Source organism: Labrenzia sp. R5_0 (assembly GCF_017743835.1).
Classification (GTDB): Bacteria; Pseudomonadota; Alphaproteobacteria; order Rhizobiales; family Stappiaceae; genus Roseibium; species Roseibium algicola.
Genome location: NZ_JAGHRK010000001.1, coordinates 1,360,432 through 1,377,367, shown reverse-complemented (window position 1 = coordinate 1,377,367; position 16,936 = coordinate 1,360,432). Strand labels below are relative to the sequence as shown.

Here is a 16,936-nt window from a genome sequence, read left to right as displayed (position 1 = left end):
GATTTTTGTCACGATTTTTCCCGCAACCTGAGGTAAAGCTGACGCAGTTTTTTTGAAGGAGATTTTCCTTGCATATTCTGCTTGCAGCTCTTGGCATTTTAGCCGCTGGCGCTTTTTGGATCTATCGAGTTCGCAGGGTTGCCGACAACACCAGGGTGGTGCTTGATGCTGCTCAAGACATCAAGGCAGCCGCGCGGCGTTTCGGTTTCAGGACACGAGCAAACCAACACCCGGCGGAAGGTGTCGATGACCCTCGTGTTTCGGCTGCAGCTCTCCTGGTCCTTGTCGCCGAAACCGATGGCGGCATTTCCAGAGCCGAACAGGATATGATCCTGGAACAGCTTCAGTCGGTGTTTGCAATGCCTGCCGGTGAAGTGGAGGAACTGTTCCAGTTTGCCAAATGGCTCGCCAACCAGAGCAGCAATCCGGACGACATGATCCGGCGCCTCATCAAACGTACGGTAAATCTTGGCGGTCGCGACACTCTGCCAGATTTGATCCGCATGGTCAGTGCGGTGGGAAAGGCCGACACCGGAACCCTTACAGACGACACCCAACAAGTGATCGAGCGCCTCAAACAACTGAATGCCTGAGATCTAATTTTACGTTACGTAACTTTAGTATCGAAAGATAAGTTCTGCATCTTCGTTTCGCATGTTTCAGCATGATTTGAAGACTGCTTTGCCAAAAGAAAGTTGATTAACAGATTACAACAGAGTTCTATAGATATACGCAGTCTGGTTTATTCAGCCTTCACTGTTGAAAAGTATAAATACCAAATCCTGTCAAAACAGGTTTCAGGGAGACATGATGGCCGTAAGCGTACCAGAGGCAAGGACACGCCGGGTTCGGTCGTGGGGTGACGCATGCCGCCGCCTCGTGGCGGCAGCCATTGTGATGTTTCCCTTTTATGGTCAACCTTCCGCAGCCGAAGACGGCGCGTCGTTGAAGAACCACATCCTCGGTCTTGGAACCTGCCCTCCCTGGAACCCGCAATCGGTCGAAATCTGCCGTTACAGCGTGGACAAGGTGATGTCCTCACTGGCCCCAAGGCTCGACGCCGGGCCCGACCGGCAACACTTGCTTGTCAACGAGGGCGCCAGTGCTGCGGCTCTCAAACTCAAGGCAACCGAACTTGCGAACAAGCTGGGACCTGAAGACCGGCTGGTGATCTATGCCAACTTGCCACTTGGTGTTGTCGAGCAAACCGGCACTGGTGACCAAACCAACTATGCGCTGGAGCTCTGGGCCAGCGCCAAGCCCGAGACAACGCTTCAGGCGATCAGCGACGGAACCTGGATGTCTGCTTCCGCGTTTGCGGCACTGATCCACGCTATTCCTGCTGGTGAAGTCATTTTGATACTCGACACCAACAATCCTCAGGCGTTCGACCTTGGCCTTCTTGAACATCATTCGGTCGATAACAAGAACAGGCCGGAAGCATTGGTCATTTCCTCTGGTCCAGGCCAGTCAGCCAATTATTCCGCAGACCGCACGATATCTCTGTTCGGAAAGCATCTGGCTGTCGCGTTGCACGCTGGCGAAGGCACGCTTCAAGACATCGTGACGACGGCTGTCAACGGCACCCGGCAGGCGGCCATTCCCATCTGCGCGGAACTCAAGGAAAAGCGCGGCGAGACAACCGAACCGCAGCCCGACTGCACCCAGGTGCCGGAAATACACGATCCCGATGCCCTGCTGAACAGGACCGTGCTTCTGCCACTGTCGGAATCCAACGTGAACTGAAGCAGGCGTCTAGCTGGCCAGGTTCTTCTGGTTGGCCGCTTCAAACACCTGCAGCCCGCCGAACTTCAGCCGATCGAGCGCCTCACTCACTTCTTCCGGGATACTCCGGACAAGTTTGGACGTCGGCGCGGGCATTCCAATCAGATAACCCTGAGCTTCGTGGCATCCGCGCTGTGCCAACAGGCAGAGCTTTTCCGTGTCTTCCACGCCTTCGGCGACGACGCGCATCTTGAGAGCCTTGCCGAGCCTGACCACCGTTTCGATGATCGCCAATGAACCGTAATTGCGCTGTGCTTCGGAAACGAAGGACCGGTCGATCTTGATGCAATCGAAGGGAAAGCGGCTCAGGTAGCTGAGGGACGAATAACCGACGCCGAAATCGTCCAGCGCTATTTTCACCCCGATTTCCTTCAGGCGTGTCAGCACCGCCAATGCTCTGGCGTCGTCTTCAATCAGGGTGTTTTCGGTGATTTCCAGTTCGATCCGCTCAGCCGGAACACCTGACGTTTCGATGGCTCTGCGAACGTCATCGACAAAATCCCGATCACGGAACTGAACCGGGCTGACGTTGATGCTGATGCTGGCAGTCGTGATTGTCGAAGAGGCTATCCTCAAGGCTTCAGCCAACACATATTTGCCGATCGGAACGATCTGTCCGGAAGCCTCCGCGACGGGAATGAACTCGGCAGGACTGACAAGCCCACGCTCTGGATGGTTCCAGCGGATGAGCGCTTCATAGCTGACGATACGCGCGGATGCCAGGCACATGCGCGGCTGGAAAAACAACTCGAATTCGCCCGCCGAGAGTGCCGTATTCATGTCCTTTTCCAAGGCCCTGCGCTGGCGGACTTCATCCCCCATGCCCGGCTGGAAGACACAATAGGTATGCCGTCCGCCGTTCTTGGCATTGTAAAGCGCGATGTCGGCATTGGAGATGACCTGGTCTTCGGCGTCGTATCCGGTCATCAGCGCAACACCGATGCTTGCTCCCGGCTTCAGTATTAGCCCGTGGCCACAGTCGATCGGCTCCGACAGGGACTTGACCAAACGCATGGCCATATCCTCTGCCTGATTGGCGAATTGGATGCCGTTCTGGATGATCGCAAACTCATCGCCGCCGAGGCGTGAAACGGTATCGCCGAGGCGGCACGAGTGGCGCAAACGCTCGGCGGTGACCCGGATAACGATGTCACCGACCGGGTGACCGTGCAGATCGTTGATATCCTTGAAGCGGTCCAGATCGATGATCAGAAGGGCTGCCGACATACCATGCTGCTTACACTTGCCGATGGTCTGTTTGAGCTCGGCATTGAAGACGGCGCGATTGGGCAGGTCCGTCAACGGATCGTGCTGGGCAAGGTGCAGGATCTGTGCCTCAGCCTTCTTGCGCTCCCTGAGGTCAACTAGAGCGGAGACGCGGGTCGGAATGCCGCGATAGGAAATGACACGGGTGCGGATCTCGACGGGCACACGCTCACCGGAGCGGTTGATCAGAGTGACTTCCCTCGGTTCCTTTTCCGCCTTGACCAGATGCTCCTCGAGCGTACCGGCGAGTTCATTGTCGACAAACTCGTACAGTCCGCGCATCTCGAGTTCGTCAATCGGATAGCCGATGAGATCCTCGAAGGTCTTATTACCGTCCAGGATCCGTCCGTCGACCGAAATGACGATTGCATCGAATGTGGCATTGGCAAGGGCCGACAGGCGTTCGGCCTCTTCGCGCGTGCGCTTGGCATCTGCGGCACGATTGTGAGCCTGTTCCTCGTTCTGAACGGTATCCATGAGCGCATTGAACAGACGCGTCAGGCGCTCTGAATCATCGCCCTTGGCAACTTCCAGCCTCATAGAGAGGTCCGCCTTGCCGGCAATCAGGCGATCAAGAGCATCTTCCACATGTCCGATACCGAGCCGCGTGCCGTGCTCCGCCTCGTTGAGGCCAAGATCCTCGCTTGCAAGGTCGAGCCGGATCGGCTGCATCTTGTTCAGGACGGACAGCACGAGCCAACCGGACCCGAAACTCCAGACAAAGCAGGCAAGCGCTCCGGTGAACTGGACCAGAAACTGCGGTAGATGAGCTCCCAGCGGCAACTGGTCTGTGGGTGCCAGAAGCGCCAGGCCCAGCGTACCGGCAACGCCTGAAAATCCGTGTACGCTGATTGCACCGACGGGATCGTCAATCTTCAGGACACGTTCCAGAAGGACCGCACCGAAAATGGCAACGGCACCACCGGCGGCGCCGATCACCAATGCACCGACCGGTGTTAGAAGATGGCAACCGGCAGTCACGGCAACCAGGCCACCCAATAGCCCCGAGATCGAGTTTTCCGGCAGAATGACCTTGTCTTTCTGACGGCCAAGAAGGTACCCCGCTCCGGTGCCAGCCGCGGCGGCGAGAACGGTGTTGGCGAGGATCATCGGCACATGCCAGGACGCGGCAAGTGTGGAGCCGCCGTTGAAGCCAAGCCAGCCGACAAAAAGGATCAACGCACCAGACGTTGCAAGAACGGAACTGTGGCCCTGAATGCGACAAGCACGCCCGTCGGCTCCGAAGCGGCCGGATCTCGGCCCCAGGATCACACAGGCAGCCAGCGCGATCCATGCGCCCGTGCCATGGACCACCGTTGACCCCGCGAAATCGACAAAGCCGATGTTGGCAAGCATTGCCGTGGCATCTGAAAACAGCGCCTGTCCCCAGGCCCAATGCGCAAACACGGGGTAGATCAGCCCGGCGGTCAGCACGGAACACCAGATGTACGCCGAAAGGCGCATGCGTTCAGCCACCGCACCGGAAATGATCGTTGCCGCCGTACCGCAGAACATGACCTGGAAGGCGAAGATGGTCAGTCCCCAGGGATCAAGGTCGGACAGACCGAACAGCCGCGTGTCAAATCCCCCGAACCAGCTTCCGCCGGCGCCGAATGCCAGCGAAAAGCCAAAGACCGCAAAGATCAGAACGGAGACAGCGAGATCGAGTAGGTTCTTCTGGGCAACGTTGATCGAGTTCTTGGAACGGACGAGGCCAGCTTCCAGCAACATGAAGCCAACTTGCATCAGCAAAACCAGCCCGGCTGCAAACAGCACCCAGACCATGTCCAGGCTCTTCTGGAAAGTCGCCAGCTCCATTGTCTGCGCGGCCATTGCCGGTCCCGCCACCAGAATACCGGCACCGCAGAGAACGGATCTAGTGTATGCCGCCCGGCTCATGATGTATTTGCCCCACTGTTCGAAAACACAGGCATGATTTCGCCGAGAGGTTAATTCTGTCTTGCTAATTTTGTCAGGTCTTTTACTGCAAAATGGATGCCCAATTCTTCAGCAAACCCGCCAAAATTCCAATGAACAAAAAATTCAATTTAAGTAGTTGAAATAATTGACCAAAATCTTCTCAACCACACCAGCTCCAACGACGTGCCGGGTATATTCCATCAAAAAACATGCTCAAAATTAAAGCAGCTAACAATCTGTAAAAACTGAAGAATTTCCGCTGCCACTTGCCAACAGGCGGTTTGACATCAACTCACACAAGCGGATTGCAGGGGCATCTGTTTCAACGCCTCTGCAGTATCTAACCGGAAGTCTCACCAGCAAGCGCACATGCCTGCCCTGCAATGGCCTCACCAGTTCCTGCAACAGCTGCCTCCGCCTGGCGCACCGCTACCACACCCTTGAGCCGGGCAGTCAGCCACGTCCAGTCTTGAGGATCCACCCTCACCTCTCCCGTTGCACTACGCGGAGGGATCTCCCGGAAGCCATCGTCCTGGGCCTCGGCAATCGCAAAGCGGAAAACATAGTTCGGGGTCATGCCCATGCGCAGATCGGAAATGACGAGCTTTCCGTCGTCCAGTTCGGCCCTGTAGTAGCCACGGCTGAACCAGTCCAGTTTCCGGAAGGCTTGCGTATCTTCAACGCAGGCAACGAGTTCCGGGTGTCGAGGATGGGTATAGATCTCCGGTGTCCCGCCCTCGTCCAGAAGCGAATAATACAGATTGTCGTAGCGGTCTTCCTGAAGGCCGATAACCTTCCAGACGAGAATGTTGAAGGGAGCCGCAATTGCAAAAACCTTGTCCGGAAGAATGCCTTCCTGCCTGAACAGATCCTGCGCCTTCTGCTCGACATGACGTTGAAGGACGACGCTCAGGCCAAGATATCCGGTCGAAACCACCAGCGCAGCCGTCATCCAGGCCTGAAAGCGTCGTGTCCAGTTTTTCCTGAACAGAGCCCAGATCACGACGGCCAGAAGAGGCAGGGTATAGAGCGGATCAATAATAAACACCGACCCGACGCCGACGGGATCCGGATAAAAAGGCCAGAACAGCCGCGTGCCGTAGACCGTCATTGCATCAATGCCTGCATGGGTGGCAAGACACAGGAAGACAGTGAGCCAGGTCAGCCAGCGGCAGTCCCTCAGGCCCTTGAACAGTCTTATCAGCCCCTCGCCCAACAATGGCGCCGCCAATGCATGTACAAAGACCGAATGTGTCCAGCCGCGATGGTAGACGAAACTGTCGATGGGATCGTCATAGGGGATCAGGACATCCAGGTCCGGCAACGTCCCGAGGACCCCGCCGATAAGAGCAGCCTTTCTGGGGCCAAGTTTTTTGCCAAGGAGTGCTGTGGAGACGGCTGCGCCGAGAACAAACTGGGTAAGAGAATCCATCTACTGCCTTGGATCTGAACCGGAAGATAAGCCGGATATGTGCGGCGGAAGCATGTAAATGACAAGGGTTTTGGACGAATTGATTTCCCGAACCACCAACAAGCCTTCAGGCTGAAGCGATTGTCTTGCCTTGTCATAACCTTGAAATGACAAACGCCCCGCGGCCTATCGGGCGCAGGGCGTTGCAGTTGCGGTTTGCCAAAATTCAGTTCAGCTCGTTGTCAGTCGACAACCCGGAAGGCGCCCTTGGAAGCGCTGGTGGTCAGTTTGGCGTAGGCGCGTAGTGCCGTTGAAACCTTGCGCTTGCGGATCTCGACCGGCTTCCAGGCCTGATCGCCCTTTGCTTCCATTGCAGCGCGGCGTTCGGCAAAGACTGAATCCGGCAGATCGACCTTCAGAACACGGTTCGGAATATCGATCACGATCGGATCGCCTTCCTCAACCAGTCCGATAGCGCCGCCTTCGGCAGCTTCCGGCGAAATGTGGCCAATGGACAGGCCCGAAGAACCACCCGAGAAACGGCCATCGGTAATCAACGCGCAGGCTTTGCCGAGTCCCTTGGATTTCAGGTAGCTGGTCGGATAGAGCATTTCCTGCATGCCCGGACCGCCGCGCGGACCTTCGTAGCGGATCAGCACCACGTCGCCTTCCTTGACCTTGTTGGTCAGGATCGCGGAGACGGCACTGTCCTGGCTCTCGAAGATCCGAGCCGGACCGGAAAACTTCAGGATGCTTTCGTCAACACCGGCAGTCTTCACCACACAGCCATCCTCGGCAATGTTGCCGTAAAGCACGGCGAGGCCGCCGTCCTTGCTGTAGGCGTGCTCTGCTTCGCGGATGACACCGGCCTTGCGGTCGATGTCGAGGTCGTCCCAGCGACGCTCCTGGCTGAAGGCAACCTGTGTCGGCACCCCGCCCGGCGCTGCCCGGAAGAAATTGTGTACGCTCTCGGAATTCGTCTGGCGAATATCCCAACGCGAAAGAGCTTCCTTCATCGTTGCGGAATGGACGGTCGGAAGGTCCGTGTGCAGCAACCCTGCCCGGTCCAGTTCGCCGAGAATACCCATGATACCGCCCGCCCGGTGGACGTCTTCCATGTGGATGTTTTCGACCGCGGGCGCGACCTTGCAGAGCACCGGAACCTGTTTCGACAGACGGTCGATGTCATCGATCGTGAAGCCGATTTCACCTTCATGGGACGCTGCCAGAAGGTGCAGGATCGTGTTGGTGGATCCACCCATGGAGATATCGAGGCTCATTGCGTTCTCGAACGCCTTGAAGCTCGCAATGTTCCGCGGCAGCACGCTTTCGTCGTCCTGCTCGTAGTAGCGTTTAGCAAGATCGACGATCAGATGCCCTGCTTCCACGAAAAGCCGTTCGCGATCTGCGTGGGTTGCCAGCGTCGAGCCGTTGCCCGGCAAGGCCAGGCCAAGGGCTTCCGTCAGGCAGTTCATGGAGTTCGCCGTGAACATGCCCGAGCAGGAGCCGCATGTCGGGCAGGCATTCTGTTCCATTGTCAGAACGTCTGCATCGGACATCCGGTCGTCGGCAGCGGCAATCATCGCGTCGATCAGGTCGACAGACTTGGCAACGCCATTTTCCAGCACCACCTTGCCAGCTTCCATCGGCCCGCCGGAAACGAAGACAACCGGAATGTTGAGCCGCATGGCAGCGTTCAGCATGCCCGGGGTAATCTTGTCGCAGTTGGAAATACAGACCAGCGCATCTGCGCAATGGCCGTTGACCATGTATTCAACCGCATCGGAAATCACTTCGCGTGAGGGCAGCGAATAGAGCATGCCATCGTGTCCCATGGCGATACCGTCATCGACCGCGATGGTGTTGAATTCCTTGGCGACACCGCCAGCCTTTTCCACTTCTCTGGCAACCAGCTGGCCGAGGTCCTTCAGATGGACGTGGCCCGGCACAAACTGTGTGAAGGAGTTGGCGATGGCGATGATCGGCTTGCCGAAGTCGTCGTCCTTCATGCCGGTCGCGCGCCAAAGGCCGCGCGCACCAGCCATGTTGCGGCCGTGAGTGGATGTTCTGGAACGATACGGGGGCATTTTCGTTTCTCCCTACGTGTGCAGGCCTTTGTCCCTCCGGCGCGACGTGCTGCCGGAGCGGATCAGGTTTCCGCGCCCGATTTAGCTCTGATATGGGTTTGACAGGTTTTTTTGCCGAACGAAAGGCCGGAATGGGAAAAAAGAGTACGCTCCGGTACGGTTACCAGTCACAGCCGTGGCCGATGCTGAAATCACTCCGGTTTATTGCCTCCGATACGCTCCCGGCGACGTCCCAACAATTCGTTTGAAGGCCCTTGCAAATGCTGCTTCGGACTCGTAGCCGAGCCCAATGGCAATCTCCGCCAGTGTACGCTTTCCTTCCCTCAGATCCATTCGTGCCAATTGCATGCGCCAATGCAGGACATACTGCATGGCACCTTCCCCGGTCAGCTGCTTGAAGCGCGCGGCATACGCGGAACGTGACATACCAGCCCTTTCCGCCAATCTGGCAATGGTCCAGCCTTCCTGCGGAGTCCGGTGAAAGGCCTGCAGGGCCCGCCCGATCTTCGGATCGCGCAAGGCTGCAAGCCAACCTGTTTCAAGTGTCTCGTTGCTCTGCAGCCACGCCCGGATCGCCTGTACGACGAGAATATCCGTCAGGCGTGTCAGCACCGTTTCTCCGCCCGGCTGCGGATTGCGCGCCTCTTCTGCCAGGTATTTCAGCGTGCTGTAGATCCATGGGCCGGCGTGCTGAGCGAAGGTGTCCAATCGTATGAGCGGGGGCAACAGCTGCTGCAGTCGTTCGGCAGCCGCGTGGTCGAGCTTCAACACACCACAGGTCATCCGGGTGACGGTCCCACCCCCACCAAAAATCATGGTTTCGTAGGACGGGCTGTGGCGGATGGCAGGAATGTCGAACAGAGGCGTCGCCACAGCTTCGGCATCACTACTCATGACAACCGGTTTGCCATGCGGCAACAGCACAAGCTGCCCGGCGGTCAAGGAAATCGTCTCGCAGTGCTCGGTCTGCAGCAAACAACTCCCCTCGGTCACCACCAGAAGAACCATCTGTCCACCCATGTCCGGAACATCAATCGCCCAGGGAGCTGACAGTTCGGGATTGCAGTAGAAGGTTCCCGTGAGCCTTAGAAGATGCAACACGTCGCCAAGCGGCGCAAAATCCAGCGAGGGCGAGGATTGGTCGGCTTGCAAGACCGGGCTCGGCAAGGACATCAGGAACTCCCTCTTGAACGCTGGTCACCCGCCCAGAAATCTGGACGATCTGCAAGTTTTCTTATTCTTTATATCATAGATCATCTGGCGCACGTATCAGATCCTGGATTCCAGTTCAAACGAACCGGAGACAGCCAATGAACACCCTGAGCAAAAAAGCCGCCCTCGCCCTGTCCGCCCTGACCTTTCTGGTGATCGGCTCCCTGATCGTCTTTGCGCCGGAGCTTCTGTTTTCTTCAAACGGAATAACCCTCAATCCTTCCGCGGCGATGATGAGCGAGGTTCGCTCACCCGGCGTCCTCATCTTGCTGGCGTGTTTCGCCGCTTCGATGGGTCTTTTCTATCGTTCGTGGGAGACAATCGGATTGCTGGTGTCCGCCGCCTTGCTGCTTGGCTATGGCACAGGCCGGCTTGTCAGCCTGGCCCTCGACGGCATGCCCCCTGCACCACTTGTCGCCGCTGCCGCAGTGGAGTTGGGACTTGGCTGCTGGTGTGCCGCTCACCTGCTTGCCAGCAGGGAAAATACCCCTTTGCACGCATAAAAAGAAAGCCGGTGCGGGTCGAAACCCTACACCGGCTATCCTTCAGACCGCCCCGGAGGGGGTGGATGTCGGGCGGCCCGAAACCTTCTGGATTACTCCGCCGCGACAGACGCTTCTGCCAAGGTGGGATAATCCGTGTAGCCTTTTTCGCTGCCACCATAGAGCGTATCGGTATCCAGCGCGTTCAGCGGAGCATTCTTCTCCAGCCTCTCGACCAGATCCGGATTGGAGATGAAAGGACGGCCGAACGCGACCAGATCGACTGCGCCTGTTTCCACTGCCTCGATTGCGGAAGCACGGTCGTAACCGTTGTTGCCCATATGGGCGCCGTCGAAGAGTGCGTAGAGAGCTGACAGATCGCCACCATTCGGGATATCGCGCGGACCACCGGTCTGGCCTTCAACCAGATGCAGGTAGGCAAGACCATAGCCGTTGAGCAATTTGATCGCGTGCGAGAAGGTCGCTTGCGGATTGCTGTCGGCAATGTCGTTGGCGCTGGAGAACGGGCTCAGCCTGATGCCGACCCGGTCACCACCCAGCACACCAACAACGGCATCCATGACTTCCTTCAGGAAGCGGGTCCGGTTCTCGATGGATCCGCCGTAGGCATCGTCACGCTTGTTGGAGCCGTCGCGCAGGAACTGGTCGATCAGATAACCGTTGGCAGCGTGCACTTCGACACCGTCGAAGCCAGCTTTCTTCGCGTTTTCGGCGGCTTTTCTATAGTCCTCGACAATGCCCGGGATCTCGCTGGCGTCCAGCGCACGCGGCGTCGGCGTATCGACGAATTGCGTCCCGTCAAACGTCTTGGACTTGGCAGCAATTGCAGAAGGAGCCACCGGATCTGCGCCACCCGGCTGGAGAACCGGATGCGAAATACGGCCGACATGCCAGAGCTGGATGACAATCTTGCCACCTTTTGCATGAACCGCATCGGTGACCTTCTTCCAGCCCGCGACTTGCGCATCTGAATAGATGCCCGGCGTCCATGCATATCCCTTGCCCTGCGGCGAGATCTGCGAGGCCTCGGTGATGATCAATCCTGCTCCGGCACGCTGATCGTAATATTTCACTGTCAGATCATGCGGTGCATCGTCTTCGTGCCGGGCCCGGTTGCGGGTCAACGGCGCCATCACGATACGGTTCATCAGTTCGATTGCCCCTGCCTTTGCGGGCGAAAACAGTTTTGCTTCTGACATGTTCTTCTTTCCTTTTGAAGTTTGTCTGCTTCACTATTTCTGGACCAAACAGTCCAATATTATGCGCACAACTCCGTGGTTCTTCATGAACGATTCCACACCGCCCGGGCGATTATGGCATCAGGACGGTCCTTGCCTGCTTCAGGGTTCTGGCAATCCGCTCTGCCGGAACTCCAGCCTTGCGCAGCGCCAGGGTTCCAATGGCAAGCGATGAATAGGCGCTCGCCCTATCCCGGACAGCATCCGGGTTGTCCGGGTCGATCGCCCTGGCAAAGAGGTCTTCGATATTTTCCAGGTGACGACGGCCAATCTCGGCAACCTTGTCGTCATGGGGCGCAAGTTCGGTGATGCAATTGACCAGAAGGCAGCCCCTTGCCCCCCCTTTCGGATCGGACAAAGCCTGCATCATCGCGTCCACCGCGTCATCTTCAGCGGTTTCGGCAACTTCCTTCAGGCCACGGATTCCGTTTTTCGAATAATGCTCCAGCGCTCGCAGAAACAGCGTCTGCTTGCAGCCGAAAGTGGCGTAGAAACTGGAACGGCTAAGCCCCATTGCCTTGGTGAGATCGTCCAGAGATGTCGCTTCGAAGCCCTTCTGCCAGAAAACATGCATGGCGGCCTCAAGCGCCGCCGCTTCATCGAAGCTGCGCGGCCTGCCCGGACCTGCCGTGCGTTTTTCCGAGCCGGAAATATGGACCTCTGCGTTTCTCATGCCTCTGATATGGACTACGCAGTCCAGAATGCAAGAGGAGCAAGTCTGATTTCTGGACCGATCGTTTCAGATCATCCCCATACCTGGTCTGTGCAGGATAAAACTACATTCGGCACGAACCGGCATAGGCATCGCCGACATCGTCGAAGACCCGGGCAACGGCTTCCATCTCATAGAGCTTGCTGGTGCGCCGGACCCCTTCCACAATATAGAAATCCTGAATGGGGAACTGGTTGGAATTGAAGCGGAAGTCGCCTCGAACGCTTTCAAAGGGAGCTGCACTGATAGCCGAGATCAACGCTTCCTGGTCCTTGATGCCCCCGGTCAGTTCCAGGGCAAAATGGATCAGCTTGGCAGCATCATAGCCTTGCGCAGCGTAGACCGAGGGCTCGTATTTGTAGGCCTTGCTGAACTCCCGCACGAACCTCTTGTTGGCCGGATTATCAAGGTTTGGCGCCCAATGAGATGCGCTGTAAAGTCCCTCAGCCATCTCCGCCGTATAGGGTAGCGTGACGGCATTGACCGTGTCGGACGAGAGGAACGGGACAATACCCTTCAGCCCGGAAGTGTGGAACTGTTTCACCAGTTCCACCCCCATACCGCCCGGCATGAAGGTGAAAATCGCATCCGGTTCTATTTCCTCGATCTGCTTGAACTCATCCGAGAAATCGGTCTGACCCAGTTTCGGGAACAGTTCGCGGGCGATCTGTCCCTTGAAATGGCGGCGGAACGCGGCAACGGCATCCCGGGCAGCTTCATAGTCAGGAGCGATCGTGACGACGTCCTGGTACCCTTTGAGACTGGCGTAACGCCCCATCGTCTCGTGGACCTGATCGTCCTGTGACGCGGTTGAGAAGAAATAACGGCTGCAATTGCGCCCGGCGATCGGCGCAGGCCCGGAATGCGTTCCGATAAACAAGGTCTTCGACCGCACGATAGGATCGTGCACGGCAAGCATCACCTTGGAGAAATTGACGCCGACGATGAGATCGACGCCATTTTCCTCGATCAGTTTCGTTGCCTGTTCCAGCGCATTGTCCGGATCCAGCTTGTCATCAACCACGATTACATTGGTGGGCAAGCCACCAAGCGCGCCATTGGATTGCTCGACGGCCAGCATGAAACCGTCGCGCATGTGTTCACCGTAGACGGCCGCCGGGCCGGACAGTGTCGCCAACAGACCGATCTTCAATTCCTGGACATCCTGCGCGGCCGCCGAGTGGCACGTGAGCGCCATTCCAGCAGCAACGCCCGCCGCCAATCCGACCGTTCGAGAGATGAGGTGAGAGATCCAGCGCGTCATGATCTTTTTTGCCTGTCGTTTCTGGCTTCGCCTTTCGCCCTGCCCGGGCGAAATGCCTGCCGTTCATTCTATTGGCAGGCCGTTTGCGCGCAGTTTGTCAGAGACAGGTTAGGCTTTTGCAAACGCACATCCATTTGGCCCCGCAAGACCACAGACCCGTCACATTTCATGCAAAATTCCCTACTGCCGCCGCAATCCGGCCTGCGTGCCGACGCATTAACGAAGATTAATGCTTCGGTACCCAGATATGGCAATCGCTCCGAGCGTGCCCGAACCGCAAAACCAGGAGGGCCACATGTATTCCGTCACCGCGCCAGCCAACACTTGCGACTTCCCCGAAGGCCACGATCCGGACAATGCACCTCAAAAGAACGAGCTGAAGCTCGTCGTTCCCAACGATCCGTCCAAGGACGATGAAGTCCCTCTTAGCGAAACCGAAGTTCACAAAGTGGCGGCAGACACAGGTTCTGACGCCAGCACACTTGCCGCCAAGATCCTGCAGATGCATGCAACCGCCGACGAACTGAAGCCGACAGCCTCCCGCCGCCCGACACTGACAGGTGCAACGGACGAAGCCGGCTTCGATATGCCAGGCGTGTTGCGCACTCCGGTACGAGGATCCCGGAATATCGGTCTTCAGCCTGAACAAGTCCCCGCACCTGCAGCCGTTTCCAAAGCGGCAGCCAATTTCCGGCATGGTCCGAGCTTCAGAACACTGCTGGTCAGTACACTTGTTATTGTCGGCGTCGGCGCAGGAGCAATCTATTTGAGCCTGAGCGACCTGCTGGCCGGCAAAGACGCAGACAGCCGCACGGTCCAGACCCAGCAGATCAATACCGAACCGACGATCGAGAGCCTGATTGCGGGCGCAGATCCCGAATACCAGGGCAGGACGGATCTGACCGCAACACCGACCGCGAGCGCAGAGCAGGTAAAGTCGGCCAAGGATCGTATCCGCGAGGTATTCGCCTCAAGGTCGGTAGCGTCCACTGCACCTGAAGACCATTCCAACCCGCTGGGTCATGACACCAACAAGGTTGCCGACGACAAGATCCAGTCGCGACTTGCTCCAGCTCAGCCCGCCCCCGTCAGAACCAATAGCCAATCGGCACGCGGTACCACCAACCCCCTCGTTGCCAGCGCTGCTGCAGCAGTGCAGGAGACCGACGAAAATCCGGTATCGGATGCATCGCCGCTGGGAGCTGACATTCCGGCCGTCACGGCACCTGACACCGACACTGCATCCGCCTCTACTCCGGAAACCAGCGCCGCTGCGTCGGACTTTCCGCTTTCGGCAAAAATCAAGTCATCGGTGAACCTGCGTGAAGCGCAGAACAAGGATGCGACGGTTCTGGCCATCATCCCGGCTGGAGCCGAGGTTCGCTTCAACACGTGTGGCAACTGGTGGTGCGGCGTTCAGTATGACGGCAAGACCGGCTACGTAGGCGAAAGTTTCCTGGAACCCCAGCAGCAGCCATGAGTAAAACCTGCGATTGCCAGGTAGAGCCTTGTTAAGTGTCGAAGCGTAATATCCCGTCGATTTAGTTTTGCCCTGCGGACCGCGGGGACAGTTGCATCGACGGGCGCAATCAGCAGCGCCTGTGTCGATTGCTCTCGATATGTCGCAACATTCTTCCGGCCGGTCTCGGCATTTGGATTGTTGCGCTTTCGCGGTGCAAGTCTGGCACTGCAGACAGGAGACGGACCATGGCGAACCGTGCAGCCCTCAGCCTCAGCGCTTCCCTTCTCTTCACTTTCCCGGCCGCAATCACGCAAGCTCAGGCGGATGGAACCGATTGCACAGTCTATGCGACCGACTATGCCAACGCCCGCATGGGCAGCGGTGATGTCGTCGGAGATGCTGTGTCCGGCGGCATGGCCGGAGCGGTTGTTGGCGGCGAATGGCGCGGGGCATCGGGCGCTTATCGTGGCGCCCGTGCAGGTGCAGCGCTTGGCGTCCTGGACAACATGGGCTCAATGCCCGGCGGTTGGCAGGCCCTTTACGACATGGCCTACCAGATGTGCCAGCAGCAGACGTCCGGGGTAAACGCCCCCTATTACCAGTCCCCCAGCGTCGGAACGTCTTCCTCCGACTGTCGTTCTTCAGCCAGCGTCAACGCGCCGCTGAAAAGATCCCCGAACGGCGGCATCATGGTCGGTTCTGATTTCGGCAATTGCCGTTAGCACCGCAGCTTGCTGCCAAAGACTTGGTGGAAGAGCCTTCAGCTCGCCCTGTCGACGGGTTGACGTCACAAGCGAAGCACAGTCAACTATGGCCGATTTTTAAAGGCTCCGGCCTGCCTTTGCGCCCAACGACAGGATTTTTCATGACACTCCGCTTCTCCCCGAAAATCGCTGCCACCGCCCTCGCCGGTTTCTGGCTCGCCACCGCGCCTGCTCAGGCGCAGCAGTGTGGCGGCGACTTCCGGCAGTTCCTTGCAGGCGTGAAACAGGAAGCGATTGCCAAGGGCCTTTCCGCGAATGCGGCAGACCAGACCCTGGCGGGCGCACAGGTCGACCGCAAGGTGCTGTCGCGCGATCGGGCGCAGGGTGTCTTCAAGATGACCTTCCTGGACTTTTCCAAGCGGGTCATCTCCGGCTACCGGATGAAAAACGGCGCCGCGAACATGAAGAAATACGCGAGCGTGTTCCAGCGGACAGAATCCGAATATGGCGTTCCGGCACCTGTCATTACCGCTTTCTGGGCGCTTGAAACGGATTTCGGCGCGGTTCAGGGCGATTTCAACACCGTCAATGCGCTGGCCACGCTCGCTCATGATTGCCGCCGCCCGGAACTGTTCCGTCCGCAGCTGATTGCTGCCATCGAGATGGTTCAGCACGGTGATCTTGACCCGCGCAGCACGACCGGCGCCTGGGCAGGTGAGATAGGCATGGTTCAGATGCTGCCGGAAGACATCATCAAGTTCGGCCGCGACGGCGATGGTGACGGGCACGTGAAGCTGAAAGAAAGTGCCGCCGATGCCATTTTGACCGCCGGTGCCTTCATCCAGCATCTGGGCTGGCGCCGCGGAGAGCCCTGGCTGCAGGAAGTCAAGGTGCCGCAGAACCTCAACTGGGCTGAAAGCGGGCTCGACAAGACCAAGACCGGTGCCCAGTGGGCTGCTCTAGGCGTGCAGCCGCGCTGGGGTCAGATTTCCGGCAACCTGCCCGCTTCGCTACTCCTGCCTCAGGGCCGCAAGGGGCCGGCATTCCTTGCCTATCCGAATTACAACATCTATCTGGAATGGAACCAGTCGTTCGTCTACACGACCACTGCCGCCTATTTCGCGACAAGGCTCGCCGGCGCACCGGTCTACACGGAAGGCAACCCGGACCTTGGCCTGGACGACGCCCAGATGAAGCAACTTCAGTCGAAGCTATCCAGCATGGGTTATGACGTCGGCAAGATCGACGGCATCCTCGGCTCCGGCACTCGAAATGCCGTGCAACAGGTGCAGCAGAAGCTTGGCATGCCGGCCGATGCCTGGCCGACACCTGAACTGTTGAACCGTCTCTGAGGTTTAAAGTCAGAAGACCG

The 16,936-nt window shown here is 58.0% G+C and carries 13 protein-coding genes; 6 read left to right on the top strand and 7 right to left on the bottom strand.

The window, feature by feature from the left end:
- Nucleotides 1-68 precede the first annotated feature (68 nt).
- Nucleotides 69-593 carry a TerB family tellurite resistance protein gene (locus J7447_RS06335; protein WP_023004079.1) on the top strand — a complete coding sequence of 175 codons (525 nt, stop codon included), beginning with the start codon at nt 69-71 and terminating at the stop codon, nt 591-593.
- 217 nt (nt 594-810) lie between these two features.
- Complete coding sequence (locus J7447_RS06330; protein WP_209169093.1) at nt 811-1,746, top strand: hypothetical protein; 936 nt, start codon at nt 811-813, stop codon at nt 1,744-1,746.
- A gap of 9 nt (nt 1,747-1,755) precedes the next feature.
- Here J7447_RS06330 and amt read toward each other — a convergent pair whose 3' ends face one another.
- The 4 genes from amt to J7447_RS06310 form a co-directional block, all read right to left on the bottom strand.
- Complete coding sequence (amt, locus tag J7447_RS06325) at nt 1,756-4,950, bottom strand: ammonium transporter (protein WP_209169092.1); 3,195 nt, start codon at nt 4,948-4,950, stop codon at nt 1,756-1,758.
- 361 nt (nt 4,951-5,311) lie between these two features.
- A complete protein-coding gene (locus tag J7447_RS06320) occupies nt 5,312-6,403 on the bottom strand; it encodes a metal-dependent hydrolase (RefSeq protein WP_152506891.1) in 1,092 nt (363 codons plus the stop codon).
- Between the two features lie 221 nt (nt 6,404-6,624).
- Nucleotides 6,625-8,469: a dihydroxy-acid dehydratase gene (gene ilvD / locus J7447_RS06315; protein ID WP_209169091.1), complete on the bottom strand. Its 1,845-nt coding sequence runs from the start codon at nt 8,467-8,469 to the stop codon at nt 6,625-6,627.
- Between the two features lie 201 nt (nt 8,470-8,670).
- Nucleotides 8,671-9,642, bottom strand: coding sequence for an AraC family transcriptional regulator (locus J7447_RS06310; RefSeq protein ID WP_209169090.1), 972 nt, complete (start codon nt 9,640-9,642; stop codon nt 8,671-8,673).
- 137 nt (nt 9,643-9,779) lie between these two features.
- Between J7447_RS06310 and J7447_RS06305 the strand changes: the two genes are divergently transcribed.
- Nucleotides 9,780-10,184, top strand: coding sequence for a DUF4345 domain-containing protein (locus J7447_RS06305; protein ID WP_023004072.1), 405 nt, complete (start codon nt 9,780-9,782; stop codon nt 10,182-10,184).
- Nucleotides 10,185-10,276: 92 nt separating this feature from the next.
- Here the strand turns inward: J7447_RS06305 and J7447_RS06300 are convergent, their stop codons facing one another.
- From J7447_RS06300 to J7447_RS06290, 3 genes are all read right to left on the bottom strand, one after another.
- Nucleotides 10,277-11,383 (bottom strand): alkene reductase, encoded by a 1,107-nt coding sequence (locus J7447_RS06300; protein WP_209169089.1) that lies wholly within the window; start codon nt 11,381-11,383, stop codon nt 10,277-10,279.
- Nucleotides 11,384-11,495: 112 nt separating this feature from the next.
- Entirely contained in the window at nt 11,496-12,095 is a 600-nt protein-coding gene (locus tag J7447_RS06295; protein WP_077290059.1) for a TetR/AcrR family transcriptional regulator, read from the bottom strand.
- Nucleotides 12,096-12,198: 103 nt separating this feature from the next.
- Entirely contained in the window at nt 12,199-13,398 is a 1,200-nt protein-coding gene (locus J7447_RS06290; RefSeq protein WP_055653752.1) for an ABC transporter substrate-binding protein, read from the bottom strand.
- Nucleotides 13,399-13,693: 295 nt separating this feature from the next.
- Here J7447_RS06290 and J7447_RS06285 point away from each other — a divergent pair, with 295 nt between their 5' ends.
- The 3 genes from J7447_RS06285 to J7447_RS06275 all read left to right on the top strand — a co-directional run bounded on the left by J7447_RS06285 (nt 13,694) and on the right by J7447_RS06275 (nt 16,916).
- A complete protein-coding gene (locus J7447_RS06285) occupies nt 13,694-14,878 on the top strand; it encodes an SH3 domain-containing protein (protein ID WP_209169088.1) in 1,185 nt (394 codons plus the stop codon).
- Nucleotides 14,879-15,105: 227 nt separating this feature from the next.
- Nucleotides 15,106-15,582, top strand: coding sequence for a hypothetical protein (locus J7447_RS06280; RefSeq protein ID WP_075281657.1), 477 nt, complete (start codon nt 15,106-15,108; stop codon nt 15,580-15,582).
- Between the two features lie 143 nt (nt 15,583-15,725).
- On the top strand, nt 15,726-16,916 hold the full coding sequence (locus J7447_RS06275) for a lytic murein transglycosylase (RefSeq protein ID WP_077290062.1): 1,191 nt from the start codon (nt 15,726-15,728) through the stop codon (nt 16,914-16,916).
- Nucleotides 16,917-16,936 lie beyond the last annotated feature (20 nt).